The organism is Rhizobium sp. A22-96 (assembly GCF_053521805.1).
The window spans coordinates 931,706-954,556 of sequence record NZ_JBNWDQ010000002.1; the positions used below are offsets into that span (position 1 = coordinate 931,706).

28 protein-coding genes and 1 tRNA gene are annotated in these 22,851 nt (G+C 59.5%); 14 read left to right on the plus strand and 15 right to left on the minus strand.

From position 1 onward, the window contains the following. Positions 1-28: 28 nt before the first annotated feature. Positions 29-1,189, minus strand: coding sequence for a CaiB/BaiF CoA transferase family protein (locus ACQZ6F_RS10950; protein WP_449091811.1), 1,161 nt, complete (start codon positions 1,187-1,189; stop codon positions 29-31). Between the two features lie 233 nt (positions 1,190-1,422). Here ACQZ6F_RS10950 and ACQZ6F_RS10955 point away from each other — a divergent pair, with 233 nt between their 5' ends. Next, a complete protein-coding gene (locus tag ACQZ6F_RS10955) occupies positions 1,423-1,836 on the plus strand; it encodes a carboxymuconolactone decarboxylase family protein (protein ID WP_077469552.1) in 414 nt (137 codons plus the stop codon). A gap of 61 nt (positions 1,837-1,897) precedes the next feature. On the opposite strand, the gene ACQZ6F_RS10960 is transcribed toward ACQZ6F_RS10955, so the two are convergent. After that, positions 1,898-2,287 (minus strand): BRA0787 family protein, encoded by a 390-nt coding sequence (locus tag ACQZ6F_RS10960; protein ID WP_068400478.1) that lies wholly within the window; start codon positions 2,285-2,287, stop codon positions 1,898-1,900. Between the two features lie 338 nt (positions 2,288-2,625). On the opposite strand from ACQZ6F_RS10960, the gene ACQZ6F_RS10965 reads away from it, so the two are divergent. The 4 genes from ACQZ6F_RS10965 (at position 2,626) to ACQZ6F_RS10980 (ending at position 6,291) form a co-directional block, all read left to right on the plus strand. Next, positions 2,626-3,135 (plus strand): cupin domain-containing protein, encoded by a 510-nt coding sequence (locus ACQZ6F_RS10965; RefSeq protein ID WP_449091810.1) that lies wholly within the window; start codon positions 2,626-2,628, stop codon positions 3,133-3,135. A 210-nt stretch (positions 3,136-3,345) separates the two neighbouring features. Beyond that, a complete protein-coding gene (locus ACQZ6F_RS10970) occupies positions 3,346-4,194 on the plus strand; it encodes a MetQ/NlpA family lipoprotein (protein WP_449091809.1) in 849 nt (282 codons plus the stop codon). 365 nt (positions 4,195-4,559) lie between these two features. After that, on the plus strand, positions 4,560-5,645 hold the full coding sequence (locus ACQZ6F_RS10975) for a methionine ABC transporter ATP-binding protein (RefSeq protein ID WP_449091808.1): 1,086 nt from the start codon (positions 4,560-4,562) through the stop codon (positions 5,643-5,645). After that, positions 5,635-6,291: a methionine ABC transporter permease gene (locus ACQZ6F_RS10980; protein WP_068400462.1), complete on the plus strand. Its 657-nt coding sequence runs from the start codon at positions 5,635-5,637 to the stop codon at positions 6,289-6,291. The genes ACQZ6F_RS10975 and ACQZ6F_RS10980 overlap by 11 nt, the downstream gene beginning before the upstream one ends. Positions 6,292-6,312: 21 nt before the next feature. Here ACQZ6F_RS10980 and ACQZ6F_RS10985 read toward each other — a convergent pair whose 3' ends face one another. Both ACQZ6F_RS10985 and ACQZ6F_RS10990 read right to left on the minus strand, forming a co-directional pair. Continuing rightward, positions 6,313-7,311: a prohibitin family protein gene (locus tag ACQZ6F_RS10985; protein WP_449091807.1), complete on the minus strand. Its 999-nt coding sequence runs from the start codon at positions 7,309-7,311 to the stop codon at positions 6,313-6,315. A 114-nt stretch (positions 7,312-7,425) separates the two neighbouring features. After that, entirely contained in the window at positions 7,426-8,121 is a 696-nt protein-coding gene (locus ACQZ6F_RS10990; protein ID WP_449091806.1) for a DNA-3-methyladenine glycosylase I, read from the minus strand. Between the two features lie 255 nt (positions 8,122-8,376). Between ACQZ6F_RS10990 and ACQZ6F_RS10995 the strand changes: the two genes are divergently transcribed. The 5 genes from ACQZ6F_RS10995 to ACQZ6F_RS11015 all read left to right on the plus strand — a co-directional run bounded on the left by ACQZ6F_RS10995 (position 8,377) and on the right by ACQZ6F_RS11015 (position 10,655). Further along, positions 8,377-8,637 carry a DUF982 domain-containing protein gene (locus ACQZ6F_RS10995; RefSeq protein ID WP_077469546.1) on the plus strand — a complete coding sequence of 87 codons (261 nt, stop codon included), beginning with the start codon at positions 8,377-8,379 and terminating at the stop codon, positions 8,635-8,637. A 268-nt stretch (positions 8,638-8,905) separates the two neighbouring features. Further along, positions 8,906-9,265 (plus strand): DUF4189 domain-containing protein, encoded by a 360-nt coding sequence (locus ACQZ6F_RS11000; protein WP_077469545.1) that lies wholly within the window; start codon positions 8,906-8,908, stop codon positions 9,263-9,265. 172 nt (positions 9,266-9,437) lie between these two features. Continuing rightward, positions 9,438-9,689 carry a DUF982 domain-containing protein gene (locus ACQZ6F_RS11005; RefSeq protein ID WP_169055380.1) on the plus strand — a complete coding sequence of 84 codons (252 nt, stop codon included), beginning with the start codon at positions 9,438-9,440 and terminating at the stop codon, positions 9,687-9,689. Positions 9,690-10,059: 370 nt separating this feature from the next. Then, complete coding sequence (locus ACQZ6F_RS11010) at positions 10,060-10,281, plus strand: DUF982 domain-containing protein (protein WP_244510141.1); 222 nt, start codon at positions 10,060-10,062, stop codon at positions 10,279-10,281. A gap of 122 nt (positions 10,282-10,403) precedes the next feature. Continuing rightward, on the plus strand, positions 10,404-10,655 hold the full coding sequence (locus tag ACQZ6F_RS11015) for a DUF6074 family protein (RefSeq protein WP_077469543.1): 252 nt from the start codon (positions 10,404-10,406) through the stop codon (positions 10,653-10,655). A 5-nt stretch (positions 10,656-10,660) separates the two neighbouring features. Here ACQZ6F_RS11015 and ACQZ6F_RS11020 read toward each other — a convergent pair whose 3' ends face one another. Further along, positions 10,661-10,831, minus strand: coding sequence for a hypothetical protein (locus ACQZ6F_RS11020; protein ID WP_246662526.1), 171 nt, complete (start codon positions 10,829-10,831; stop codon positions 10,661-10,663). A 34-nt stretch (positions 10,832-10,865) separates the two neighbouring features. Between ACQZ6F_RS11020 and ACQZ6F_RS11025 the strand changes: the two genes are divergently transcribed. From ACQZ6F_RS11025 to ACQZ6F_RS11035, 3 genes are all read left to right on the plus strand, one after another. Next, positions 10,866-11,273 (plus strand): hypothetical protein, encoded by a 408-nt coding sequence (locus ACQZ6F_RS11025; protein WP_449091805.1) that lies wholly within the window; start codon positions 10,866-10,868, stop codon positions 11,271-11,273. A gap of 84 nt (positions 11,274-11,357) precedes the next feature. Continuing rightward, positions 11,358-11,612, plus strand: coding sequence for a PilZ domain-containing protein (locus tag ACQZ6F_RS11030; protein ID WP_068400434.1), 255 nt, complete (start codon positions 11,358-11,360; stop codon positions 11,610-11,612). Between the two features lie 196 nt (positions 11,613-11,808). Further along, on the plus strand, positions 11,809-12,060 hold the full coding sequence (locus tag ACQZ6F_RS11035) for a DUF982 domain-containing protein (RefSeq protein WP_449091804.1): 252 nt from the start codon (positions 11,809-11,811) through the stop codon (positions 12,058-12,060). A gap of 152 nt (positions 12,061-12,212) precedes the next feature. On the opposite strand, the gene ACQZ6F_RS11040 is transcribed toward ACQZ6F_RS11035, so the two are convergent. The 8 genes from ACQZ6F_RS11040 to ACQZ6F_RS11075 all read right to left on the minus strand — a co-directional run bounded on the left by ACQZ6F_RS11040 (position 12,213) and on the right by ACQZ6F_RS11075 (position 19,652). After that, positions 12,213-12,289: transfer RNA gene (locus ACQZ6F_RS11040), tRNA-Met, on the minus strand. 165 nt (positions 12,290-12,454) lie between these two features. Next, positions 12,455-13,654, minus strand: coding sequence for a tRNA 2-thiouridine(34) synthase MnmA (gene mnmA, locus ACQZ6F_RS11045; RefSeq protein ID WP_068400561.1), 1,200 nt, complete (start codon positions 13,652-13,654; stop codon positions 12,455-12,457). 275 nt (positions 13,655-13,929) lie between these two features. Further along, complete coding sequence (locus tag ACQZ6F_RS11050; protein ID WP_449091803.1) at positions 13,930-14,580, minus strand: CDP-alcohol phosphatidyltransferase family protein; 651 nt, start codon at positions 14,578-14,580, stop codon at positions 13,930-13,932. Next, on the minus strand, positions 14,570-14,986 hold the full coding sequence (locus ACQZ6F_RS11055; RefSeq protein ID WP_449091802.1) for a hypothetical protein: 417 nt from the start codon (positions 14,984-14,986) through the stop codon (positions 14,570-14,572). The genes ACQZ6F_RS11050 and ACQZ6F_RS11055 overlap by 11 nt, the downstream gene beginning before the upstream one ends. Continuing rightward, entirely contained in the window at positions 14,983-15,933 is a 951-nt protein-coding gene (locus ACQZ6F_RS11060) for a phosphatidate cytidylyltransferase (RefSeq protein WP_068400415.1), read from the minus strand. The genes ACQZ6F_RS11055 and ACQZ6F_RS11060 overlap by 4 nt, the downstream gene beginning before the upstream one ends. Positions 15,934-15,935: 2 nt before the next feature. Continuing rightward, entirely contained in the window at positions 15,936-16,583 is a 648-nt protein-coding gene (locus ACQZ6F_RS11065) for a lysophospholipid acyltransferase family protein (protein WP_449091801.1), read from the minus strand. 207 nt (positions 16,584-16,790) lie between these two features. After that, positions 16,791-18,386 (minus strand): phosphoglycerate dehydrogenase, encoded by a 1,596-nt coding sequence (gene serA, locus ACQZ6F_RS11070; protein ID WP_068400412.1) that lies wholly within the window; start codon positions 18,384-18,386, stop codon positions 16,791-16,793. Between the two features lie 87 nt (positions 18,387-18,473). Then, complete coding sequence (locus ACQZ6F_RS11075; protein WP_449091800.1) at positions 18,474-19,652, minus strand: phosphoserine transaminase; 1,179 nt, start codon at positions 19,650-19,652, stop codon at positions 18,474-18,476. Here ACQZ6F_RS11075 and ACQZ6F_RS11080 point away from each other — a divergent pair. After that, the gene (locus tag ACQZ6F_RS11080; RefSeq protein ID WP_449096330.1) at positions 19,636-20,706 is read left to right on the plus strand and encodes a glycosyltransferase family 25 protein; all 1,071 of its coding nucleotides are present in this window, start codon (positions 19,636-19,638) and stop codon (positions 20,704-20,706) included. The genes ACQZ6F_RS11075 and ACQZ6F_RS11080 overlap by 17 nt on opposite strands. Before the next feature lie 8 nt (positions 20,707-20,714). Here the strand turns inward: ACQZ6F_RS11080 and ACQZ6F_RS11085 are convergent, their stop codons facing one another. Together ACQZ6F_RS11085 and ACQZ6F_RS11090 are read right to left on the minus strand one after the other, a co-directional pair. Further along, entirely contained in the window at positions 20,715-21,605 is an 891-nt protein-coding gene (locus tag ACQZ6F_RS11085) for an outer membrane protein (RefSeq protein ID WP_449091798.1), read from the minus strand. A 187-nt stretch (positions 21,606-21,792) separates the two neighbouring features. Further along, positions 21,793-22,638: an outer membrane protein gene (locus ACQZ6F_RS11090; RefSeq protein WP_077469531.1), complete on the minus strand. Its 846-nt coding sequence runs from the start codon at positions 22,636-22,638 to the stop codon at positions 21,793-21,795. Between the last annotated feature and the right edge of the window lie 213 nt (positions 22,639-22,851).

A 22,851-nucleotide genomic window follows, 5' to 3' on the forward strand; every position in this document is an offset into this window, starting at 1 on the left:
CTAGATCCATCGGCCGCCTCTCGAAACCTCAACCGAGGTCGAACTCCTCCCAGAGTGCCGCATTATGCTCGCCAACGTGCGGGGCCGCACGCTCGAATTTCGGCCGCTGCCCGTCGATGCGGATGGGCGAGCGGGTGGTATTAAGACTGACGCCATCATCGCGCCCTACCGTCTGCAACATGTCGAGAACGCGGAAGCCTTCGCTGCCCAAAAGCTCCGTCCAGTTCAGCACCCGGGCACACCAGATGTCGGCAGGTTCGAGGATCGCAAGCCAGTCGTCGACATTGCCAGTCGCAATGCGTGCCGCTACCAGCGCCTTGATCTCATCGCGCTTCGTGAACCAGCTCTTCGGGTCGTCGCGATAGGGCGCCAGTTCCTCCATGCCGAGCAGATCGGCAAGTTTGGAAATCGGCGTCATGGCGATGGCGAGATAGCCGTCGGCGGCAGGATAGACGCCATAAGGTGCGGAGAGGTAGGCGTGGGCACTGCGAACATGCGAACGCTCGGGCAGCTTGTTGCCGCTGTTCATGTGCACGCTCAATACTTCCACCTGCAGATCGATCAGCGCCTCCAGCAGGCTGGTTTCGACCAGGCCGCCTTCGCCCGTGATGCCACGCCTCACCAGTGCCGCCAGAATGCCCTGAGCCGCCGCCGCACCGGCCAGCATGTCGCCGATCGCCAGACCGAAAGGCACCGGTCCCTGCCCTTCGTCACCATTCAGCCACATGACCCCGGAGCGCGACTGCGCCAGCAGATCCTGACCCGGCCGCGATACCCACGGACCTTCTTCGCCGTAACCGCTGATCGAGCAATAAACGAGGCGTGGATTGAGCTTGCTGGTGGCTTCATAATCGAGCCCCAGCCGTTCGATGACACCAGGACGAAAATTCTGCACGAGAACATCGGCCTTGGAGATGAGCTTGCGCAGGGCGCGCATGTCACGCTCGTTCTTCAGGTCGACCGCCAGGCTTTCCTTGGAGCGGTTGATGGCATGAAAAATGGTGGAATCGCCGCGCTCGTCATCGCTGAGATAGAGCCCGCGCGAGAGATCGCCACCGCTGGGGCGCTCGATCTTGATGACCCTGGCGCCGAGATCCATCAGCCTGAGGGTGCAGTAAGGCCCTGACAGGAACTGGCTCATGTCGACGACCACCAGCCCGGCCAGCGGCAAGTCCTTCTTCAGCGCCATCGATAATTCCTGCTCCCTGACAATACTTCGGCCGAAAGCGTTTCTCCGCCTCGGCGTACACCCCCGCCGCCGATTCTCACAGCGACCTCAATCTTCTTATGTGAATAGTATTTTCACATATGGATGACATTTGCAAACAAAAAGAGGGAGGATATTCGCCGGCTGCCCGGCCTGTGCCACTGGAAAATGCGCTATGCTCCCGCAACATCAGGATTGTTGAAAGGAGTTTCAGAATGGCGACGGTGAAATTGCTCGATGATGCGGAAGCTGAAGCGATCCCGGCGGTCAAGGCGGTGTTCGATGATATCCGCGCGGTGCGGAAATCCGATTTCGTCAATAATTTCTGGCGCGGCCTCGCCAACGATCCAGCCTTGCTGAAGCGCACATGGGAAAGCCTGAAAGCGGTGATGATGGCTGAGGGTTCGCTCGATCCGCTGGTGCGCGAGATGATCTATATCGCCGTCTCGACGGCCAATGGCTGCACCTATTGCGTCCATTCCCATACGGCTGCCGCGAAAGCAAAGGGCATGACGGATGCACAGCACGGGGAGCTGCTTGCCGTCATCGGCCTTGCCGGACAGACGAACCATCTGGTCACGGCCATGCAGATTCCCGTCGATCCCGAATTCGACGTCAGCCGGCGCTGAAAACGCAAAAAGGCCCGCAGGCATCGTCTGCCAGCGGGCCTTCGATCATCGATCGCGCTTATTAGCGGTCAGACGTTTCCGTCGTCTGGGCTTCTGCGGCAAGAACAGCGACGTTGATGCCGTTGTTCACGGCCAGCAACCTCTTGCGAACAAGGACGCCCATGACGCGCGCCGCCGTCGAGAAGGTCATCGTGTCAAGCGGACCTTCGCCCTCCCAGGGCTTGGTCAATCGTTCGGTGACGGCCGAGACGATATTGTTGGGCACGATGTCGGTGCATTCGCGCATGGCTTCGAAAACGACGCTGAGAGGGAAGATCCGCCCTTCGAACGTCACGATCGGTTCGGTGACTTCGCTGTCCCACTCCTCGAAAGCGTAAAGCGCCTCGCGGAACAGCTGCTGCAGAGTGATGGGGGCATGACCCTCATGAAGGGGCGGCAAGGCATTCGACATGTCTGTCTCCTTTCAATTGGAAGTCCGGCGCATGATATGAAAGTATCGGTCTCCTCCGAGACCAGGCGCTGCTTCTTCAGTTTGGCGCGCCCCGAACACAGTCCATGGGGGCAAGCGGCGCGGCAAACCATCTTGTGACCGGCGCAACGCGGGACACACACAAAATGTTCCCACCGGTCATTTAACTTGATCAAGTCTATAGATTAATCGCGACTTGAAAAGCCTCTTTGAGAATTTTCTGCATTTCCCTTTATTTTTGAAGGGCTTCGCGTAGAGTAAAATGACAGGTCGTAAGCGGAGGATGCACGAATCCCTCCAGGAACGATGAAAGGGACACCATGTGTGGCAATCATGAAAATGAGCATGACCATGGGCATGAACACGGCCACGATCATCCACCGATCGACTGGCGTGAACATGGGATCAAAATCATTCCCGGCAATGCCCTCGACCCGAATACCGCCCAGACCCCGGGCATGAACCGCGCGACCGCGATCAACAATGCCCGCGCCGGCGCTGAGAAGATCTGGGCCGGAACCGTGACGATCCACGCCAACGCCAAGACCGGCGCCCACCATCATGGCGATCTCGAAAGCATCATCTATGTCGTCAAGGGCAAGGCACGGATGCGCTGGGGCGACAATCTGGAATTTGTGGCCGAAGCCGGTCCCGGCGATTTCATCTTCGTGCCGCCCTATGTACCGCATCAGGAGATCAACGCCAGCCGCGACGAGACGCTGGAATGCGTGCTTGTGCGCTCCGGACAGGAACCCGTTGTAGTCAATCTCGATATCGAGCCGGTGGAAAAGCCGGAAAATGTCCTTTGGAAGGACCCGATCCACCGTTGATCTGCACATTTTTTAGGCAAAAATCCATTTGCCGCTTAAATAAACTACAATATTTGTAGAAAATTAGTTTCTGCTTTGCGCTGCACTGAAAAGAGTTTTTCAGAACTGCGCTGCACAACGCATGATCCTGCTTGGCGATGCGAACACGCGTCTGAGATGATTAAGCCGTCAACGAGATAACGGTCTCGATCATCTGAAACAGGATTTCCCATGACTGAAAAGCTTTCTAGAGGTTTCGACGCGCTGCGCCTTTCCCGCCGCGCCGGCCTTGCCGCCATCCTTGCCTCCGCTGTCGCCGTTTTCGGCTTGACGGCAACCGCCACGACGTCCTTCGCCGCAGACAAGACGATCAAGGTCGGCATCATGAGCGGCGAGGACGAGGACGTCTGGCGTGCAGTGACCGCCGAGGCCGCCAAGAAAGGTCTGAAGATCGAGCCTGTCGTCTTCAACGACTATACCCAGCCGAACGAGGCACTGGAGCGTGGCGAAATCGACGCCAATGCCTTCCAGCACAAGCCCTACCTCGACAACCAGATCAAGCAGCACGACTATCATATCGTCGTCGCCGGCTATACCGGCATCTGGCCGATCGGCCTCTACACGAAGAAGTACAAGACCGTCGCCGAGCTTCCGAAGGGCGCCGTCATTGGCGTGCCGAACGACCCGTCCAACGAAGGCCGCGCGCTGCTCGTTCTGCAGCATGAGGGCATCATCAAGCTCAAGGACGGCACCGGCATCCTCGCCACGGTCGCCGACATCGCAGAAAACCCGAAGAACGTCGACATCAAGGAGCTGGATGCCGGCATCGTCGGCCGTTCGATCGACGATCTTGACGCGGCCGTCGTCAACACCGACTGGGCGCTGAAAGCAGGGCTCTCGGCGCAAGACCGCATCGCGCAGGAGCAGACCGAAGGCAATCCCTACCGCAACTTCATCGCCGTCAAGCAGGGCAGCGAGAACGAAGCCTGGGTTAAGACGCTGGTCGCCTCCTACCAGAATGACACCGTCAAGGCCGAATTCGACAAGGTCTACAAGGGTACGGGCCAGAGCGCCTATTGATATCAGAACGGCGCGGGGGACAGCGCTGAGCGGCAAGGCGGCCGGGGCATCTTGCCCGGGCCGCCTTTGGTATTTTTCCCGTTAGAATGCGATGAAGTTTATAGTGGTTATGGAATTCGCAGAGAGTGTGCCCCTCCGCCACTTTCGTGACATAGTCCCCCACAAGGGGGAAGATTGGAAACAGGCGGCAAGCCATCACCAGGAAATAAGCATCGCATCTGCTGACACATTGCCGATTGTTCTGCTAAGCGCCCAACAAACTCCCAACGATCTCCCACCTTGTGGGGGAGATGTCACGAAAGTGACAGAGGGGGGTATACTGGCCTCTACGAACTCAAGGGCCGCCTTTTAAGAAGAGACGCATTATGAATTCTTTCACCCCAGCCACCGCCATAGACGGACAGGCGCCGCCTGAACGTTCGACCGGCGACGAGATCGTCCGCCTGGTAGACGTGCGCCGCCGGTTTGGCACGACGCCGGCGCTGGATGGCATTTCACTGAGCGCGCGCCGCGGCGAAATCGTCGGCATCATCGGCCGCAGCGGCGCCGGCAAATCGACGCTGATCCGTTGCCTGAACGGGCTGGAGCGCGCCGATAGCGGTGAAATCCATATCGAAGGCCGTGACATCGCCCGCTTGTCGGAGAAGGAACTGCAGCCGCTGCGCCGCCGCATCGGCATGGTCTTCCAGCATTTCAATCTGCTATCCTCCAGAACCGTCGAGGAAAATATCGCCCTGCCACTGAAGATAGAGGGCATCGGCAAGACGGAACGATTGCAGCGCGCCCGCGAGCTGCTCGAACTCGTCGGCCTCGCCGACAAGGCCAAGGCCTATCCTTCCGCCCTGTCCGGCGGCCAGAAGCAGCGCGTCGGCATTGCCCGCGCCCTTGCAGCCCGGCCCGCCATTCTCCTGTCGGATGAGGCAACCTCGGCGCTCGACCCAGAAACCACACGATCGATCCTTTCACTGCTGAAGGACATCAACCGCAAGCTCGGCCTGACGATCCTGCTCATTACCCACGAGATGGAGGTAATCCGCTCGATTGCCGACCGCGTTGCCGTCATCGATGCCGGCCGGATCGTCGAAGAAGGCTCGGTATGGACCGTTTTCGCCAATCCCCGGCAGGACATCACCGCCAGCCTGCTGAGCAGCGCCCGTCCGCAGCTTCCCGAACATATTGCCGCTCGCATGTCTCCGATATCCGGTACCGAAGCCATTCTCAGTGTCGAGCTTGCCGGCCCTGAGGCGCAAGGCGCGCTCTTTGCCGAGCTTTCGGCCGCTCTTCCCCGCTCTTTCCGCCTGGTCCATGGCGGCATCGACCATATCCAGAACCAGCCGGTCGCCCGCTTTTTCATCGCGGTACCGACGCGCGAAGCGAGTTTGCCGACCCAGGTCAGTGATTTTTTGAAAGCCCGCTCCGCCCGGGTGGAGGTTCTAGGCTATGACAACTGACGTAATCCTCGGCCTGCTTTGGCGCTCCTTCTGGCAGACCATCTGGATGACGGGTGCATCCGGCTTCCTCTCCCTGATTATCGGTCTGCCGCTCGGCCTTGCCCTCGTCGCAACGGGTCGCGGCGGCATTGCCGAACAGGGGGCGATCAACCGCGTCCTCGGCATCCTGGTCGACGGCTTCCGCGCCGTGCCCTTCATCATCCTGCTCATCGCCCTGATCCCGCTGACACGCTGGATCGTCGGCACGGCGCTCGGCACGACAGCCGCCATCGTGCCGCTGACCATCGCCGCAATACCCTATTACGCACGCGTCGCCGAGGTCTCGCTGCGCGATGTCGATCGTGGCCTGATCGATGCGGTACGTGCGATGGGCGGCAATCGCTGGACTATCATTCGCGAGGTGCTGATACCGGAAGCCATGCCCGGCATCGTTGCCGGCTTCACCGTAACCATGGTGACGCTGATCGGCGCTTCCGCCATGGCAGGCACGATCGGTGGCGGCGGCCTCGGCGACCTTGCCATCCGATATGGCTACCAACGCTACGAGACGAACGTCATGATCGCCGTCGTCATTATCCTGATCGTTCTGGTCTGGGGCATGCAATGGCTGGGCGATCGCCTGGCACGCCGGCTCGATCACCGCTAGGACCTTAGCCTACCCTCTCCGCTATTCATGCTCCGCCGCCGGTGCGGCGGAGTTCTGGCGCGGGTCGAGATTGAGCATCGGCACCGTGCCATTCGGAAGCATGGTGGTAGGCAGCTGTCCGTTCCATTTTTCCGCCTGGGTCAGAAGGATCAGGTTGGGGTTGTCGCGCAGCGCGTCGCCACGAGCCTTGATCGCCTTGGCTTCGGCATCGCCGCGAAGCTGGATCGCCTCGGCATCGGCTTCCGCCTGCAGCCGCACGGAATCGGCCTGTGCCTGCGCATCGGCGCGGCGGGCATCTGCCGCTGCCTGTGCCTGCGTCACGGTGATCTGCGCCTGCACCTTCTCGCGCTCGGCATTCTGTCGCAGCTTCTGCACTTCGACTTCGGCCAGCATGCGCTGCTCTATGCTGTTTTCATAGGCATCGGAGAAGTCGATATTCTCGACCTGGACGCTGTCGATCTGCACCGGACCCTGGATACCAGCCTCTATCGCCGCCTGAACGTCGGTGTTGAACTGCGCCCGGTTCTGGATGACGGAGGCGGCGGTAAACTTGCCGAATACCGTCTTCACATCCTGCGGCGCACGCCGGGCGATCAACCGCGATTCCAGATTGCCGATCGAACCAAATTCCGAATAGACATGCTCGACCGCATCCGCCGGCACATGCCAGGAGATGGTCACGCGCATGTCGGCAGGCTGCTGGTCCTGCGAATAGGCCTGCATCTGTTGATGCTCGTTGGTCTGGCAATTCCCGCCATTCTGACAGGTCCAATAGGTCACCTGCTGCGTCACCGGGATTTTGACGACAGTCTCGATCCAGGGAAGCTTGAAATGCAGGCCCGGTTCGGCCGTGCCGACCATGGCGCCGGTGCGCAGGATGACGCCGCGTTCGCCCTGATCGATCGTGTACCATGAACTCAAGACGAGCATCACAACGGCGATAATGGCAATGATGCCGATAAACGCCGTTGCACGGCCCCTGCTCGCCATGGACGCTATGTCGATTTCCCGGTTAGCCATCGGTATCCTCACCATTCCTCGATGGTTGAGACATAGATGAGTCGAATCGAAAATGCACTCTTAGGCGCCGAGCCTCTATAAGGCGCGCGATCCGGCCGAGGCGCAGCTGGTCAATCAGACGTCATCCTCTTCTCCCGGCATCCCGACGGAAAAGGCACAGATGCGCGAGAGATAGGTGAGCGGCAGCCCGGTCTCGGCATGCCAGGCATTGAACTGATCCTGGATCAGCCGCAGATCTTTCTTGCCAGGCTTGCCCTCCGAGATCGGCACGCCGGAAAGCCGCAGGCAGACGAGGACGTCATGGCTCATGACGAAACTGTCGCGGCCGATAGCCCGCAGGAGATATTGCCCGCTCATGCCGCCGAGCCGGTCAGCCCTCTTATCAAGCACGGCGAGCAGGCCGATATGGTCGGTAATCGGCCAATCGGCAAAAAAACGACCGGCGCTGCCATGCTCATCGGCGATCTGGCGGATGAACTGTGCATTTTTTTGTACCGACATGATCTTGGCGCCGTTGCGCACAACACGCGCGTCGGAAGTCAGATCATGCCAATAGTCATCAGGCGCGAAATTGAGAAAGGCGAGATCGAAACCGGAGAAAGCCGCTTCGAAGCCGGGCCATTTGGCATCGATGATGTTGCGCACGAAGCCTGCATAAAAGACATAGCGCGTCATCTCCGACAAGATGCGGTCATCCGGCAGGGCGCGCAAGGCATCGTGGTTCGGCGTCTTCGGCATCAACGCCTTCAGCGCGTCCGGCCCACCCTTACGCTTCTCGGCCCGTTCCTCAATCTCCGTAAAGCTTCCCATGGCTCTCCCTCTGCGACGCGGCCTATCAAATATTTTATGATCCCATGCCTTTAGGCAAGTGACCCGCACGCAAAGAGAACCGCCGAAAACACAGCACCCGGATTTGTAACTATAGAGTTGATCGAACTAGCGGTTGAATTAGCCTGAGTGCAATTGAAACGAGTCCAGACTGCACCAGATACCTTCATGAAATTAACTTGAGATTTCGCGCAACGTAGCATTAATTCCAGCGTCGTCGGATCGGAGCCTCGCACCATGAGCAATAAAGACTGGAACTACCCCATCATGGTCATCTGCAAGCGTACCGGGAAGGTTTACACGGTCGCCAATGCGAAGGAAGCGCTGGATATGCTGCTGAATGCCTGGCCCGTGGCAGAAGGCAAGGCCTTCCTGATGGCATTGCAGATCTGCGCCGACGTCGACAGCGGCCACGGATACGCGCTGGAAGCCAGAAACAGTTTTGTCGCGGCGGCGATGGAGGCCAGTGTGCCGATCGAGACGCCCGTCGTTCAATAAAATACCTCCATGATCGTTGCACTGCTTGTTGTGATTGTCCTCGCAATAGTATTGCGGGGTGTTCTGCGCGTCATTTTCACAGGACTGGCGGTTCTGCTCCTGCTTGCTCTCCTGATCATTGCACTATAGCGCGCCGCTTTGCTGGCTTCCAAGCGGTCACGACGTCTCCATATCCACCCAAAAATGGAGCCGTGAGCCGCCTTGTCCTGATGATCGCGCGATATATACCAGTTGGGCCCGGGTTATCTGGGTTTTCGGGGATTTAATCATGAAGAAGAACATTCGCGCGGCCCTCGCCGCAGCATTGATTTCGTGTGCCTTCGCATCGTCAGCACTGGCCTTCGGGGCAATCGCCGTCGACGACCAGCAAGGCCTTTCCGCAAGCGAAGCCGGCTACGGCGTGGGTTGGGGCTCCAGCCGGTCAGAGGCCGAGCACAATGCGATCAAGGAATGCCGTTCGGCGGGCAACGACTCCTGCAAGACGGCCGTCTGGTTCGAGACATGCGGCGCCTATGTCGGCGACCGCGTCAACTACGGCATCGGCTACGGCACCAGCAAGCGCGAAGCCGAGCGCATGGCGCTGGACAACTGCCCGCACTGCAAGATCGTCGTCTCCGACTGCCAGTAAACACACTGTCTGGCGCCCCCTGGTGCCATTGGAATATCCCGCCGCGAGCCGATTTCGGGATTGCGGCGGAATTCGATCCGCAGAGTGCTCCAACCGATTTTCCGAAAAATTTCGAAACCTTTTCCGGTCGCGGGAGTTTCGATAGTGATGTCGGAGCACAATAGAAATGAACATGACTGCTGAAACCAGCGATGCTCGCTGGCTTGGACCTGTATATCTACGCATCGGCTATGGCATGCCGGAAACGATAAGAAGCCCCATGGAAGCGCTGAACCATCTTCTCTTCCGTTGGCCGACAATACGGGGCGAAAAATACCATTCCGCAACCGATCTTTGCGGCGCCGCCAGCAAAAATCCGCTTCTGTACGAGCAGGCGAGACATGTGTTCGTTGAAGCCTGCGCCGAAGCTGGTGTGCTGGATTAGGTCTGATATTTCTTTCCAGTCGCAGAATGAAGTTGTGCTTCCGGCTTGCCGGAGCATATCGGACGTCGTTTGCTTGGGGGCGTCCCATGCTTCTGCCAAACAGAGCAAGCTGCCCCGTCCGGGTTCGCGCACGGAAAAATTCGTCAGGCGAGCCATAGGCGTCAATAGCCACCACGAACCCCGGAGCCTGCCTGCCCGCCATCGGGTGTTCGCGGGAGGCTGTCGATCGTAGCGCCGCCATCGGCGGGCAAAACCGTAACGCCGGGCAGGATCGCGCGCCATAAGGAACGCTTCTTGCAGGCTTACCGAAGCATTTACGTTTCGGAGGTAATGCGTTTTGAAACGAAACACTTTACGGCCATTTCCAGCTGTGACGCTTGTACTTGGAGAGGATGGAGGCTACCGCCGCGTCAATTCGGTACACCAGGTCGCTGAACTTCTGCTGGAGCATTGGCCGCTCGAAAACGGCGAGGAATATGTTGCCGCGGTCCGCGTTTGCCTTGAGGCGATGCTGGGTGCTGCCCCGCCAGAGGCTGCAAGGGAAGCCCTGATCAGGGCTGCACGGGAGGCGGGCATATCCGTCATGCAGTGAAATCGTCACTTCCCGCCGCAAGCGATTGGAATTCAACAAGAAGCCATTCATCTTTTGTGAACCACTGCAAGCGATTGTTCCAACAAAGGCAGGCGATTCGCCACGCCATTGACGGAGAGATTATGTCGCTTTTAGCATTCCCGGCCGACAGGCGTACCAGCGATATCAGGCGGTGTGCCAACGCCCTGCTGCAGCTTCACGGCGAGGAAGCCAATCGTTTCTGGCGCTCGGAAATGGCAGGTTTTGCCGCCACCTTGACAGAGCAGGGAATGGACGAAGACGAAATCTCGCGGCAAGCCGCCCTCTTCATGCATGCTATTCAGATGGAATTGCAGCTCGCCTTTGCTGAGGAAGAGCTGAATGCCTCAGCCTAGAGTTGTCATTTCGGCAACCTGCAGGATGCAACGGGCTTGTCGCCGCCGGTCGGCGACTTGATCTGCACGGTCCATTCTGCGTTGAGGAAATGAAATCCCTTCGAAGAAACGACGCCGACGATCTGTGTGCAGGCTTTCCTGGCATCGGCAGTCGGTAGATCGATCGTCGCGGTCACCGTGTATTTCCGGCTGGAAACCTGACACGGCGCCGTGAACAAGCCAGTATTGTCTATCATCTTACAGACCCGGTACGCATTTGTTACCGGATCATCAGCAGCCATTACAGAATTGGCGACCACCAAAACAGTAGCCGCCGCTAAAAATAATCTCATTGAAAACCCCGTTCCCCTGCGGCGGCACGGTGCCAGAGCATGTTTCGTCTTGCAAGGCATGTTGCGCGGATTTGCGTTGACTGTCTGGAAATACAACGCAAGTAGAGACAACTTGTTCGCCCCGGTCGAGGCACGCACGATTTGCAAGGGATATCCGGCTAAGGGCCAGCCGACAATTTGGCAAGTTGGCACTGAAGAACTTCGCGATCCGAAGCCACAGCCATCACCCGCAACAGCATCCAATAGCGACATTTCGCAGCTTTGCCGCGAGCGCTCGGACAGGTGAAAAACGCCAGCCTGGAAGTACCATATTAACTTTTGCGATATTAGAACATAACAGATTAGTAAAACTATATCCGGAACCAAAGCGATGACCGAATCCTCGCCAGAAAGCCGAACAGCCGCGCGAAAGCGGACACTTCTTGGAGCCAAGATCATCTTCAACGATGGACGCTCGGTCTTCGACTGCATCGTCAGAAATCTCTCTGATACGGGTGCGATGATCCAGATTGAAAACCCGCTCTCAGCCCCAAGCAGCTTCAATCTCCAGCTCGCTGACAACAGGCTCATGGCCTGCGAAGTCCGCTGGCGAAAGATCAACAGCTTGGGTGTTCAATTCATGTAAGGAACGCTGATGCGGCCGGCGGACCATTGCCGAGCTGCCATGCGCTACGACGACAGACTTTGTTTCCGCTTGTCCTGGCATCCCACCTCCGCGAAACGCCCAGCGCGCCTTCCCTTCCGAACGAAACCACCTCGCCACGCGAGATGAATCGGCCTATGAGACAGGCGACAGGCATCCACGAATTCGAGGGTTTTCCGTGACGCAGAGAAAATGGAGCAAGGCGGTCACCATCGCTCTTGAGAAACCGGAAGAATGGGTCGTCATCGACACAACCCAGGCCGCCAGCTGGGCGCTCATCGAAGATTGGCCGCTTGAAGAAGCCCCTGCGCTGGACCACGCCCTATCCGTCTGCGCCGACGTGATCAGCGGCAAACGCACTCCCGAGCAAGCCCGGCTGGCATTTATCAAAGCGGTCAAAGAAGCCGAGATACCGATGAAGGAAGACTGAGGGTCTCTGGGCGACCATGATCTGACGATTTGTCCGCATGGAGACAGGCGTGCGGGATCCGCTATGCATGCGCGAAGCGGGCGAAGAATACTGTTGTGATCTCAATGATTGAGAAACAGCAATCGCCGATCGAAAACTACCTGGTGTTTTGATGGTAGCGGAGGAGGGATTTGAACCCCCGACACAAGGATTATGATTCCTCTGCTCTGACCTACTGAGCTACTCCGCCATATCAACGCTTGATCTCTGAATATCATGCGTAGAGGTCAAACGAACCGTCGCTCGAAAAGCGTTGGCCCGTCGGTTGAGCGGCTTATAAGGTGCGGCTCGGCTTTGTGTCAAGCGGATGATGTGGAAAAATCAGTGCTTTCTCATTGCCGATGCCGACCGGCCGTCACGCCGCGACGGGACTGGCAAGCAGAGCCTTCAGCGAGGCCTCGGCGACCGGCTCGCGCTCAGAGCGTTCGATGAAGCCGCCGCCATAGACGCGGGCGTCGTCACCCGGCGCCGAATAGAGCGCGCAGGCCTGTCCGGGCGCAACGCCGGCTTCGCCGATCGTCAGGTCGACATAGATGCCGCTGGCATCGATGTGCAGCACAGCCGGCGACGGCGCGCGGGTGGAGCGGACCTTGGCGTAGCAGGCAAAACCCTCGCCGGAAGCCGCCTGAGCCAACGGCTCGTCGCCGAGCCAGTTGACGTCGCGCAGATAGACGCGGTGCGTTTCCAGCGCTTCCTTCGGGCCGACGATGACGCGGCGCGAGCGGGCATCGAGATAGACGACATAAAGCGGCTCGCCGGTGGCGACACCGATGCCGCGGCGCTGGCCGATTGTATAATGCAGAATGCCCTCATGCTGGCCGAGCACACGGCCATCGAGATGCACGATCTCGCCGGCGAGCGCCGCATTCGGCTTCAGCTTGGCGATCACGTCGGAATACTTGCCTTGCGGCACGAAACAGATGTCCTGGCTGTCGGCCTTCTTGGCGACGACGAGGCCCATTTCCTCGGCAAGCGCGCGCGTCTCGGCCTTCGGCATGCCGCCGAGCGGAAAGCGCAGATAGTCGATCTGCTCCTGCGTGGTGGCAAAGAGGAAGTAGCTCTGGTCGCGATCGGCATCGGCCGGGCGGTAAAGCGCACGGCGGCCGGGATTGTCGGCGGATGGGTTCGGGCGCGAGCGAATGTAGTGGCCGGTCGCCAGAGCGTCGGCGCCGAGTTCCTTGGCAGTCAACAGAAGATCGGCGAACTTGACGGTCTGGTTGCAGGCGACGCAGGGGATCGGCGTCTCGCCGGCGACATAGCTCTCGGCGAAAGGATTGATCACGGTCTCGCGGAAGCGCTTTTCATAGTCGAGCACGTAATGCGGGATGCCGAGCGTCTCGCAGACCCGGCGCGCATCGTCGATATCCTGGCCGGCGCAACAGGAGCCGGCGCGATGCACGGCTGCGCCATGATCATAGAGCTGCAGCGTAATGCCGAGCACATCATAGCCCTGCTGCTTCAAAATGCCGGCAACGACGGAGCTGTCGACGCCGCCCGACATGGCGACGACGACGCGGGTATCTTCCGGCCTCTTGTCAAAATCCAGTGTATTCACGGTCGTTGCCGCCAGTCTTGAACGATCTTCGATGCTGCCGAGCGGAATGACCTTTCTGCGAAAAGCCGTCACGCTCTCTCTATTTGATTTCGCATGATCTTATCCAAAAACCGTTACACACTTTTTGGGATCATGCTTCTCACCGCTGGATGCCATGCAAAAGCGGCGAATTTTCATCATGCGGGGCGTATCAGCCGCTCTTTGCGGCCCACCTCAATTGTGGAGGGATATAGAAAGGATTGCCATCCGGCGCAAGGGGCAGGCCGAGATGCGAATCACCCCCTGGCTTTCAAATGTCCGATCAGATTGCGCCCACGGCGCAGCACGGTTACGACCGACCCGACCGCGACGATCCACAGCGCAATGGTCAAGATCCATATGCCGCCGGTCCACAAGGCCTCGACAACGGAGAGGAGCGCCGCCGCGGTGATGACGGCCATGCGGTGCTGCTTGGCCATCGGCCCGCCGAAATCGCTGGGATTGCCTGTCGCGCGCCCGAGCTCGCGGACATAGGCCGTCAGCACGGCAAAGGCGGCAGTGGCCCAGCCGAGCCCGGGAGACGCTATGCCGTAGCCGATGCCGGCGAAAATCAGGATATCGGCGATGCGGTCCGGAAATTCGTTCCAGAAGGGTCCATCGGCTTCCCCCTTGCCACCCTCGACGGCCACCATTCCATCCAGCAGGTTGCAGAGCAGGCGCAGCTGGCAGAACAAGGCTCCGAGGATGAGCAGCAGTACACGCATCCCCGTGCCGCCAGTACCGGAAAGCCAGAAGCTGGCGCCGGCCAGCGCTGCCATCGCCATGCTCGCCTGCGATATCTGGTTCGGTGTGATCGAAAGCGCGGTCATGCGCCGCGCCAGGGCTTGCGCCCATCGCGTATTGCGGCTGGCCAATGGCCGCCTGTCTCCTATCCCCTCACCCGCCATGGCTCTCACCCGTCATGCTTCGGCGCCTCCCGCCGGAAATCGAATAATTGTAGATCGCCGCATAGCTCGACGACACCAGCAGCGGCACGGCAATCGTCTTCAGGATCTCCGGCGTGCCGCTCAAGGCATGGATGGTCACCAGGATCGCCGCCGAGCCCAGGCACGCAATCAGCGGCGGCGCCCAGAGGACCGTAAAGCCACTGAACCGTCGCGACAAAGCCTCGACGGCAGACTTCAAAAACAGCGTCAGGCAGCCCGAAAGCACGCCTTGCACGAGGCCGGCAATCAAAGGGCGCGGCATCGGATGCGCACGATTGGCGAAAACGGCCCAGCCGCCCATGGCAAGGAACGCGAAAAGCACATGCACGATGCTGCTGCCGGCAAGCGCTTTCAGCCGGCCGCTCATGACACCGACCACCAGAAGCGAACGAGGTGGAAGAAGATAGGCGCCGAGAAGACGACCGAATCCAGCCGGTCGATCAGCCCGCCATGACCTTCGATCAGATGGCCCCAATCCTTGACGCCACGATCCCTCTTGATCGCCGACATCACCAGGCCGCCGAAGAAGCCCATGATCGTAATGACGAAGGCAAGTAGCCCGGCCTGCAGCGGTGTGAACGGTGTCACCCACCAGAGCGCCGCGCCGATCAGCGAGGCACTGACAACCCCGCCGACGAAGCCTTCGACGGTTTTCGAAGGCGACAGCCGCGGCGCGATCTTCGTCTTGCCGAAGAGCTTGCCCCAGACATATTGCAGCACGTCGCTGAGCTGCACGACGATCACCAGGAAGGCGATCAGCAGTACGTTGCGGCCCTCATAGCCCGGAATATGCAGGGTGAGCAGCGCCGGCACGTGCGAGGCGCAGAAGACGCAGATCATCAGCGCCCATTGCACCTCGGCGATACGCACGAGAAACCGCTCGGTATCGCCGCGCAGCACCGCGATGATCGGCATGAACAGGAAGGCATAGACAGGAATGAAGATCGAATAGATGCCGTATTGCTCGGCCCAGAGCAGATAATATTGCACCGGCACGGCGACGAAGAAGGCAGCGGCCAGCGCCCAATGGTCGGCTCGCTTTGTGTTGATCAGCGTCACGAATTCGCGCAGCGCCGCAAAGGAGCAGAAGGCGAAGAGCAGGATGACGCCGGCACGGCCGGCCACGAAGGCGATGCCGATCAGCACCACCATAACCCACCAGGCCTTGATGCGCGCATTCAGGTTTTCAATCGCCGCATTCGATCCATCCGGCGACAGGCGCTGTTCGAGCACATAGCCGACGATGGAGGCGACGATCAACACGCCGAAAATGCCGAGAACGAGATGGATCAGATCGGCGCTGGCAGCACTCATGCTCAATCCCCCGCCCGCTTCGGCGCAAGCGCCAGCAGGGCCGCTTCGGCCCTCGCCAGGAAATCCGCCTTCTCTTCGGCCTCGCCGATGTGCAGGGCCTCGCCGAAGGTAACTGTGCAGATCAGCGGAATGGGCACGAACTCGCCCTTCGGCATGACGCGATTGAGATTGTCGATCCAGACGGGAACGAGATCGATATCCGGGCGAGCCTGGGTGAGATGAAAGAGCCCGCTCTTGAACGGCTGCAGCGGCACCTCGGTCAGATTGCGGGTGCCCTCTGGAAACAGGATCAGGGACGAACCGTCATCCAACGCCTGCGTCATCTGCGTAACCGGATCTTCCTTGCGCGCCTCGCGGTCCCGCTCGATCAGCACGGCATTGAAGACATCGCGGCCGATGAAGCTGTTGAGAGAGGATTTCAGCCAGTAATCGGCGCCGGCAACAGGCCGAACGCGCCGGCGCAGCCTGGGTGGCAACACCGCCCAGATCAGGATGAAATCGCCATGGCTGGAATGATTGGCGAAGTAGATGCAGCGGCGGGTATTCATGCCGCTCTCGGGCCAGATTGCCCTCACCGCGGTAATGGCCCGCGCGAAAAGCACGATCGCAATCGAGACCGGCTTTGCCAGCCACTCGATCGGCGTGCCCATTCCTTCCCCGAGAATGTTCTTCCGCAATGCCTCCATGACAAAGAGATAGGCCCGTTTGGCAAAGCTCGATAGTGCGCCGGCACGACTTATCCACAACCCCTGCAACAATGGAAGAAACCCGGCGCAACTTGCGTCGCACCGGGTTTCGGATTTGGCTCTCGCGAGGAGCAAATGGATGTCTCCACCTCCTGCTGGAGGAGAAGAAGCTTAGTCGACGTTGAATACCAGCGGCTTGGCCTGGCGGATCGCGTGATGCGCCGTCAGCTTGGCAAGCACCTCATCGCTGATCGGACCATCGACATAGAGCAGCGCGATGGCATCGCCGCCCTGCTTGTCGCGGCCGAGCTGGAAGTTGGCGATGTTGACGCCAGCGGAGCCGAGCGTCGTGCCGATGAAGCCGATCATGCCGGGTACGTCGGTATTGGCGAGATAGACCATGTGGTTGCCGACATCGGCATCGAGGTTGATACCCTTGATCTGGATGAAGCGTGGCTTGCCATCCGAGAAGACAGTTCCGGCAACGGAACGCGTCATGCTGTCGGTGGTGACCGTCAGCTTGATATAGCCGTCATAGACACCGGTCTTGTCGCGCTTCACTTCGGCAAGGACGACGCCCTTTTCCTTGATCATGATCGGTGCCGAAACCATGTTGACGTCGGCAACCTGATTGCGGATCAGGCCAGCAAGCAGCGCGCTCGTCAGGGCCTTGGTGTTCATGTTCGCGGTGACGCCGTCGTAGAGGATTTCGATTTCCTTGATCGGATCATCCGTGACCTGGCCGACAAAGGCGCCGAGAACATCGGCAAGCCTGATGAACGGCTTCAGGATCGGCGCTTCCTCGGCGGTGATCGAGGGCATGTTGATGGCGTTGGAGACGGCACCCTTGACGAGGTAATCGGCCATCTGCTCGGCCACCTGTAGCGCGACGTTCTCCTGTGCTTCCGTGGTGGAGGCACCGAGATGCGGCGTGCAGACGACATTCGGCAGGCCGAACAGCGGGCTTTCCTTGGCGGGCTCGACTTCAAAGACGTCGAAGGCAGCGCCGGCGACATGGCCGGACTTGATCGCCGCGGCAAGAGCTGCCTCATCGACGAGACCGCCACGGGCGCAGTTGATGATGCGAACGCCCTGCTTCATCTTGGCGATCGCGCTGGCGTCGATGATGTTGCGGGTCTTGTCGGTCAGCGGCACGTGCAGGGTGATGAAGTCGGCGCCGGCGAAAAGCTCGTCGAGCTCGACCTTGGTCACGCCCATTTCCTCGGCGCGCTCCTTCGACAGGAACGGATCGTAGGCAAGCACATGCATCTTCAGGCCGAGGGCGCGGGCAATCACGATGGAGCCGATATTGCCGGCACCGATGATGCCGAGCGTCTTGCCGGTGATTTCGACACCCATGAACTTCGACTTTTCCCACTTGCCGGCCTGGGTCGAGGCGTCGGCAGCCGGAAGCTGGCGAGCAACGGCGAACATCAGCGCGATGGCATGCTCGGCCGTGGTGATCGAATTGCCGAACGGCGTGTTCATGACGATGATACCGCGGCGCGATGCGGCCGGAATATCGACATTGTCGACGCCGATGCCGGCGCGGCCGACAACCTTGAGGTTCTTCGCCGCCTCGATGATCTTCTCGGTCACCTTGGTGGCGGAACGGATGGCGAGACCATCATAATTGCCGATGATCTCGAACAGCTTGTCCTTGTCCTTGCCGAGCTGCGGCTGGAAATCGACTTCGACGCCACGATCGCGGAAAATCTGGACGGCGGTTTCCGACAGTTCGTCGGATACGAGAACGCGAGGTGCCATGGTAGGCCTCCTGAAAAAGGTCGGGTAACGATGAATTCGGAATGCTGGGCTCCGCCTATCGGGGCGGAGCCGTAAACGCTCAAAGTCTCAGGCGGCGGCCTGGGAGAGCGTCGCCTTCTGCGTTTCGAAAGCCCAGGCGAGCCAAGGCATCAGCTTCTGCATATCGGAAGCTTCGATGGTAGCGCCGGCCCAGATACGCAGACCAGACGGAGCATCACGATAGTGGCCGACGTCATAGGCGACGCCTTCCTTTTCGAGGAGCGCGACCAGGCCCTTGGCGAAATTCGCCTGACCGTCTTCGTCGAGAGCGGCAACGTCCTTGTCGACGATCTTCAGGCAGACCGACGTATTGGACTGTGTCTCGACCTTGGCGGCGAGATTGGCAATCCAGCCGTTGGCGGCGACGAAGTCGTGAATGACCTTGGCGTTGGCGTCAGCACGGCCGATCAGAGCCTTGAGACCACCGAGATCCTTGGCCCAGAGCAGAGCGTCGATATAGTCCTCGACGCAGAGCATCGACGGCGTGTTGATCGTCTCACCGGTGAAGATACCTTCGATGAGCTTGCCGCCGCTGGTCATGCGGAAGATCTTCGGCAGTGGCCAGGCAGGCTGATAGGTGGTCAGACGCTCGACGGCACGCGGCGACAGGATGATGACGCCATGAGCGCCCTCGCCGCCCAGAACCTTCTGCCAGGAGAAGGTAACGACATCGAGCTTGGCGAAATCGAGCTTCTGCGCGAAGGCAGCCGATGTGGCGTCGCAGATCGTCAGGCCCTTGCGATCGGCCGGAATGAAATCACCGTTCGGAACACGGACGCCAGAGGTGGTGCCGTTCCAGGTGAAGACCACGTCACGATCAAAATCGATCGTGGAAAGATCAGGAAGCTCGCCGTAACCGGCTTCGAGCTTGCGGACGTCCTTGAGCTTCAGCTGCTTGACGACGTCGGTAACCCAGCCTGCACCGAAGCTTTCCCAGGCGACCATATCGACGCCACGTTCGCCGAGCAGCGACCAGAGCGCCATTTCGACGGCACCAGTGTCCGAGGCGGGAACGATGCCGATGCGGTAATCCGCCGGGACTTCGAGAATTTCGCGGGTAAGATCAATGGCCTGCTTCAGCTTGGCCTTGCCGACTTTCGCGCGGTGCGAACGGCCGAGAGCCGCGTCGGAAAGAGCGTTAAGTGTCCAACCTGGACGCTTCGAGCATGGACCAGAAGAGAAATGGGTATTATTCGGACGGATGTCCGGCTTGGCGAGCTTAGTCATGATGCTATCCTCTCAGATAGAAAGCTCCTCGTTGGGGAGGAGTGTCCCGCCGCTGGATATATTGGAAGCCGCCAGTGAGCGCAACAGCAAAATGCGCCTGCGGCGTAAGATCACAAATCCGTGCGTAAAGTTTGATGAAGGGGCAAGGTACACGCAATGGAGTCACGCTAAATTAAGCCTCAAAAAGACTGGTTTATGTGCCGACGCGCAATCATATAAGTCCCGGCGCCGATTGATTTGCGCCGACGGAAAACAACAAGTGTGCTCGATGTCTCTTACTGCATTTGCCGAAAGCCCACTCGTCCTCATGCAACCTATCCCGGTCTATCTGATCAATATTGACAGGGCGGCGGACAGGCTGGCGGAGATAGAGCGGCAGAGCGGCGAGTTCGGTTTCCGGTTTGAAAGAATCAACGGCGTGGACGGCGCGCTCGTCCCGCGCGATCAGTGGATCGACGTCGATCACGCCCGCTTCGAGCGGCGCCATGGCCGAACCATCCTGTCCGGGGAATATGGTTGCTATCGAAGCCATCTGGCGGCTTTGCGTAAGTTTCTCGCGAGTGGTGACGACATGGCCTTGGTCATCGAGGATGACGTGGCCTTGGATGCAGATTTCCTTACCCGCGCCGTCGCGACCAAAGAGGCGGCGCCGACGGCCGATCTGATCAAACTCGTCAATCATCGTTGGCGCGGTTTCCGTGCCACGGCCAACAGCCGGAAAGGTGATGTCGTCGGTCGCTGCCTTTTCGGGCCTCAGGGTTCGACGGCCTGCTACCTCGTGACACGCAAGGGCGCGGAAAAGATCGTCAAAGCGTTGGCCGTGATGTCTCTGCCCTGGGATGTCGCCATCGAACGCGGCTGGGACATGCATGCATCCATATTCACCACCAATGCCAATATCGTCGGCTTCAGCCGGCTGCAGAGAAGCACGATGATCGGCTGGCGCCGCGACTATCGTGCCGCCAAGGCTTCCCCGTGGCGACGCATACCCGCGCATCTGTTCCGCACCTTGGATTTCTTCCGGCGTATTGCCTACATCCTGACGACGCCATAGGCATTGGCCTACCAGGTGGTAATCCGCAGGCCGATCCGAATTTCGTGACGCGACAGCGCGCCATCGCGCCCCATCGTACCGCCTGCACCGGCTGCCGTATCGCCAGCGGAATAGCCGAACATGTCGCCGCCGGCGACATGGGAGAAACGATAACCGAGGTCGACCTTCACATTCGGCGCAACCTCGTAGGCCACACCTGCCATCAATGCGTAAGTCATGCGCCAATCGCTATCGCCGGGATAGCGCGTGCTGACCGCGGCAGCGCCACCGCAGCTTGAGCCGCCGTCGACGCAGGAGCCGACTGCATTGACATTGCTCCAGGAAACCCGGGTCGCACCGAGACCCGCACCCAGATAGGGCGTGAAGCCCGCAAGGGTCCCAAGATCGACATAGCCATTGACCATCAGGCTGCCGGCCCTGAACGAGGATCGCGCCTTGGTGGAGCAGCCGGTGCCGCCTGCCCCGCCGGAGCACAGCAAGCCGCTCGACACTTGGCCATCATAGTTGCCACTGAAGAAATCGCCGGTAACGTCAGCGCGGAACAGATCATTGAATTGATAGCCGACGCCGAGACCGCCGGAGAAATCGCCGCCGAACCGGTTGGAATCGAAGCTGCCCGAGCTGTAGTCGCCACTGGCCGGATCGAAGGCGCGGAACTTCGTATCGGTACGGCTGGCGTTGACGGCATAGCCGACATCGCCGCGGACATACCATCCCTTCGCATCCTTGACGCTCACTTCCGGCATCTTGATTTCCGGCGGCGGCGCATCGCCGGCAAGGGCAGCGCCCGCCGATGCGACTGCCATCGCTGCGGCCAGCGCCAAAGCGTCGAAACGGATCATTACCCCCTCGCCTTCCATCTTTCTGCGGGTGCCCGCATATCGAATTGGTCGCTTCATTGGCCTTTCCAGCACCCAAAAAGAGGGGCCGTGACCGGGAAGCCACCATTCTCATTTCATTAACCATAGGGAATTCATGGTTAATGAAGCTTTAAGGCGCGGGAAAATTGCTTAACGGGAGAGGAGAAAAAGCAAAAACCGCCCGGGGGAAACCGGACGGCTTTTCAATGGCTTGCGCGAAGGGCGCTTACTTGTAGACGGGCTGGATCGGAATATCGGCCGGCGGCATGTAGCTTGCAGTCTGGCATCCGCCGAAGGTGTAGCGAGCACCGATGCGGGCTTCATGCAGGTTGATGCCCTTGTCGTAGCCGGGGCCGCCATTTTCCGCATAACCGAACATATCGCCGCCGGCGACGTGGCGGTAGCGATAGCCGACGTCGGCCTTGAGGTTGCAGGTCAGGTCGATCGAGGTACCGGCCATCAGCGCATAGGTGAAGCGCCAGCTGCCGCGACCATTATGGCTGACCGATCCGTCGCACGAGTCCGGATTGGCATCCGAGCACGAGGTGTTCTTCAGGTTGCTCCACTTGACGTAGGTGCCGCCGAGACCGCCGCCGACGTAGGGCGTGAACAGGCCATAGGTACCGAGGTCGACATAGGCGTTGGCGAGCAAGCTATACGCTGTCAGAGATGCCAGATCGCGGGAGGTCGCGGGAACAACCGTGTAGCCCGGGCCACAGCTACCGCAATCACCCTTCGTGGACCCCTTGAAGTCGGACTTGAAGAGATAGTCCAGCGTCACGTCCGTGCGCAGGTAGTTGTTGATCTGATAACCGACACCGCCGCCGAGCGTGACATTGCCATCCAGCTTTGCGCTGTCAAAATCTACCAGGCTGGAATTGGAACCTTGAAAGTAGTTGGACCCGCGCAGATTGGTGAAGGCGTAGCCGACATCGCCGCGCAGATACCAGCCGCTGGACTGTGCGACAGACACCTCTGCCGGCTGCTGGGGCTCCGGTGTATAAAGATCAGCAGAGAAGGCTGACGTGCCGACAAGCAAAGTGGCAAGTGCGCCGATCAGGGTTTTCATCATGGCTTTGGCTCCAAATTTCTTGCCATTGGCACAGCAGATGCTTGCCGATCGAAAAGACATGATGGGGATAATGAGCAAAAGGAGTTAAAACCTGATTAACTACGAATATTTACCCTGTTTATTCACGAATTATACTCCAGTATTTATATTAGATTTACAAAATATTCAAATAACGCGAACTAGATAGACCCATCGGCCTTTTTCTTGCACGCG

Excerpts from the sequence above, each read along its gene's own strand:
- ACQZ6F_RS10950 (WP_449091811.1), bottom strand. The coding sequence starts at position 1,189 with ATGGCGCTGAAGAAGGACTTGCCGCTGGCCGGGCTGGTGGTCGTCGAC.
- ACQZ6F_RS10955 (WP_077469552.1), top strand. The coding sequence starts at position 1,423 with ATGGCGACGGTGAAATTGCTCGATGATGCGGAAGCTGAAGCGATCCCG.
- ACQZ6F_RS10960 (WP_068400478.1), bottom strand. The coding sequence starts at position 2,287 with ATGTCGAATGCCTTGCCGCCCCTTCATGAGGGTCATGCCCCCATCACT.
- ACQZ6F_RS10965 (WP_449091810.1), top strand. The coding sequence starts at position 2,626 with ATGTGTGGCAATCATGAAAATGAGCATGACCATGGGCATGAACACGGC.
- ACQZ6F_RS10970 (WP_449091809.1), top strand. The coding sequence starts at position 3,346 with ATGACTGAAAAGCTTTCTAGAGGTTTCGACGCGCTGCGCCTTTCCCGC.
- ACQZ6F_RS10975 (WP_449091808.1), top strand. The coding sequence starts at position 4,560 with ATGAATTCTTTCACCCCAGCCACCGCCATAGACGGACAGGCGCCGCCT.
- ACQZ6F_RS10980 (WP_068400462.1), top strand. The coding sequence starts at position 5,635 with ATGACAACTGACGTAATCCTCGGCCTGCTTTGGCGCTCCTTCTGGCAG.
- ACQZ6F_RS10985 (WP_449091807.1), bottom strand. The coding sequence starts at position 7,311 with ATGGCTAACCGGGAAATCGACATAGCGTCCATGGCGAGCAGGGGCCGT.
- ACQZ6F_RS10990 (WP_449091806.1), bottom strand. The coding sequence starts at position 8,121 with ATGGGAAGCTTTACGGAGATTGAGGAACGGGCCGAGAAGCGTAAGGGT.
- ACQZ6F_RS10995 (WP_077469546.1), top strand. The coding sequence starts at position 8,377 with ATGAGCAATAAAGACTGGAACTACCCCATCATGGTCATCTGCAAGCGT.
- ACQZ6F_RS11000 (WP_077469545.1), top strand. The coding sequence starts at position 8,906 with ATGAAGAAGAACATTCGCGCGGCCCTCGCCGCAGCATTGATTTCGTGT.
- ACQZ6F_RS11005 (WP_169055380.1), top strand. The coding sequence starts at position 9,438 with ATGACTGCTGAAACCAGCGATGCTCGCTGGCTTGGACCTGTATATCTA.
- ACQZ6F_RS11015 (WP_077469543.1), top strand. The coding sequence starts at position 10,404 with ATGTCGCTTTTAGCATTCCCGGCCGACAGGCGTACCAGCGATATCAGG.
- ACQZ6F_RS11030 (WP_068400434.1), top strand. The coding sequence starts at position 11,358 with ATGACCGAATCCTCGCCAGAAAGCCGAACAGCCGCGCGAAAGCGGACA.
- ACQZ6F_RS11050 (WP_449091803.1), bottom strand. The coding sequence starts at position 14,580 with ATGGCGGGTGAGGGGATAGGAGACAGGCGGCCATTGGCCAGCCGCAAT.
- ACQZ6F_RS11055 (WP_449091802.1), bottom strand. The coding sequence starts at position 14,986 with ATGAGCGGCCGGCTGAAAGCGCTTGCCGGCAGCAGCATCGTGCATGTG.
- ACQZ6F_RS11060 (WP_068400415.1), bottom strand. The coding sequence starts at position 15,933 with ATGAGTGCTGCCAGCGCCGATCTGATCCATCTCGTTCTCGGCATTTTC.
- ACQZ6F_RS11065 (WP_449091801.1), bottom strand. The coding sequence starts at position 16,583 with ATGGGCACGCCGATCGAGTGGCTGGCAAAGCCGGTCTCGATTGCGATC.
- serA (WP_068400412.1), bottom strand. The coding sequence starts at position 18,386 with ATGGCACCTCGCGTTCTCGTATCCGACGAACTGTCGGAAACCGCCGTC.
- ACQZ6F_RS11075 (WP_449091800.1), bottom strand. The coding sequence starts at position 19,652 with ATGACTAAGCTCGCCAAGCCGGACATCCGTCCGAATAATACCCATTTC.
- ACQZ6F_RS11085 (WP_449091798.1), bottom strand. The coding sequence starts at position 21,605 with ATGAAGCGACCAATTCGATATGCGGGCACCCGCAGAAAGATGGAAGGC.
- ACQZ6F_RS11090 (WP_077469531.1), bottom strand. The coding sequence starts at position 22,638 with ATGATGAAAACCCTGATCGGCGCACTTGCCACTTTGCTTGTCGGCACG.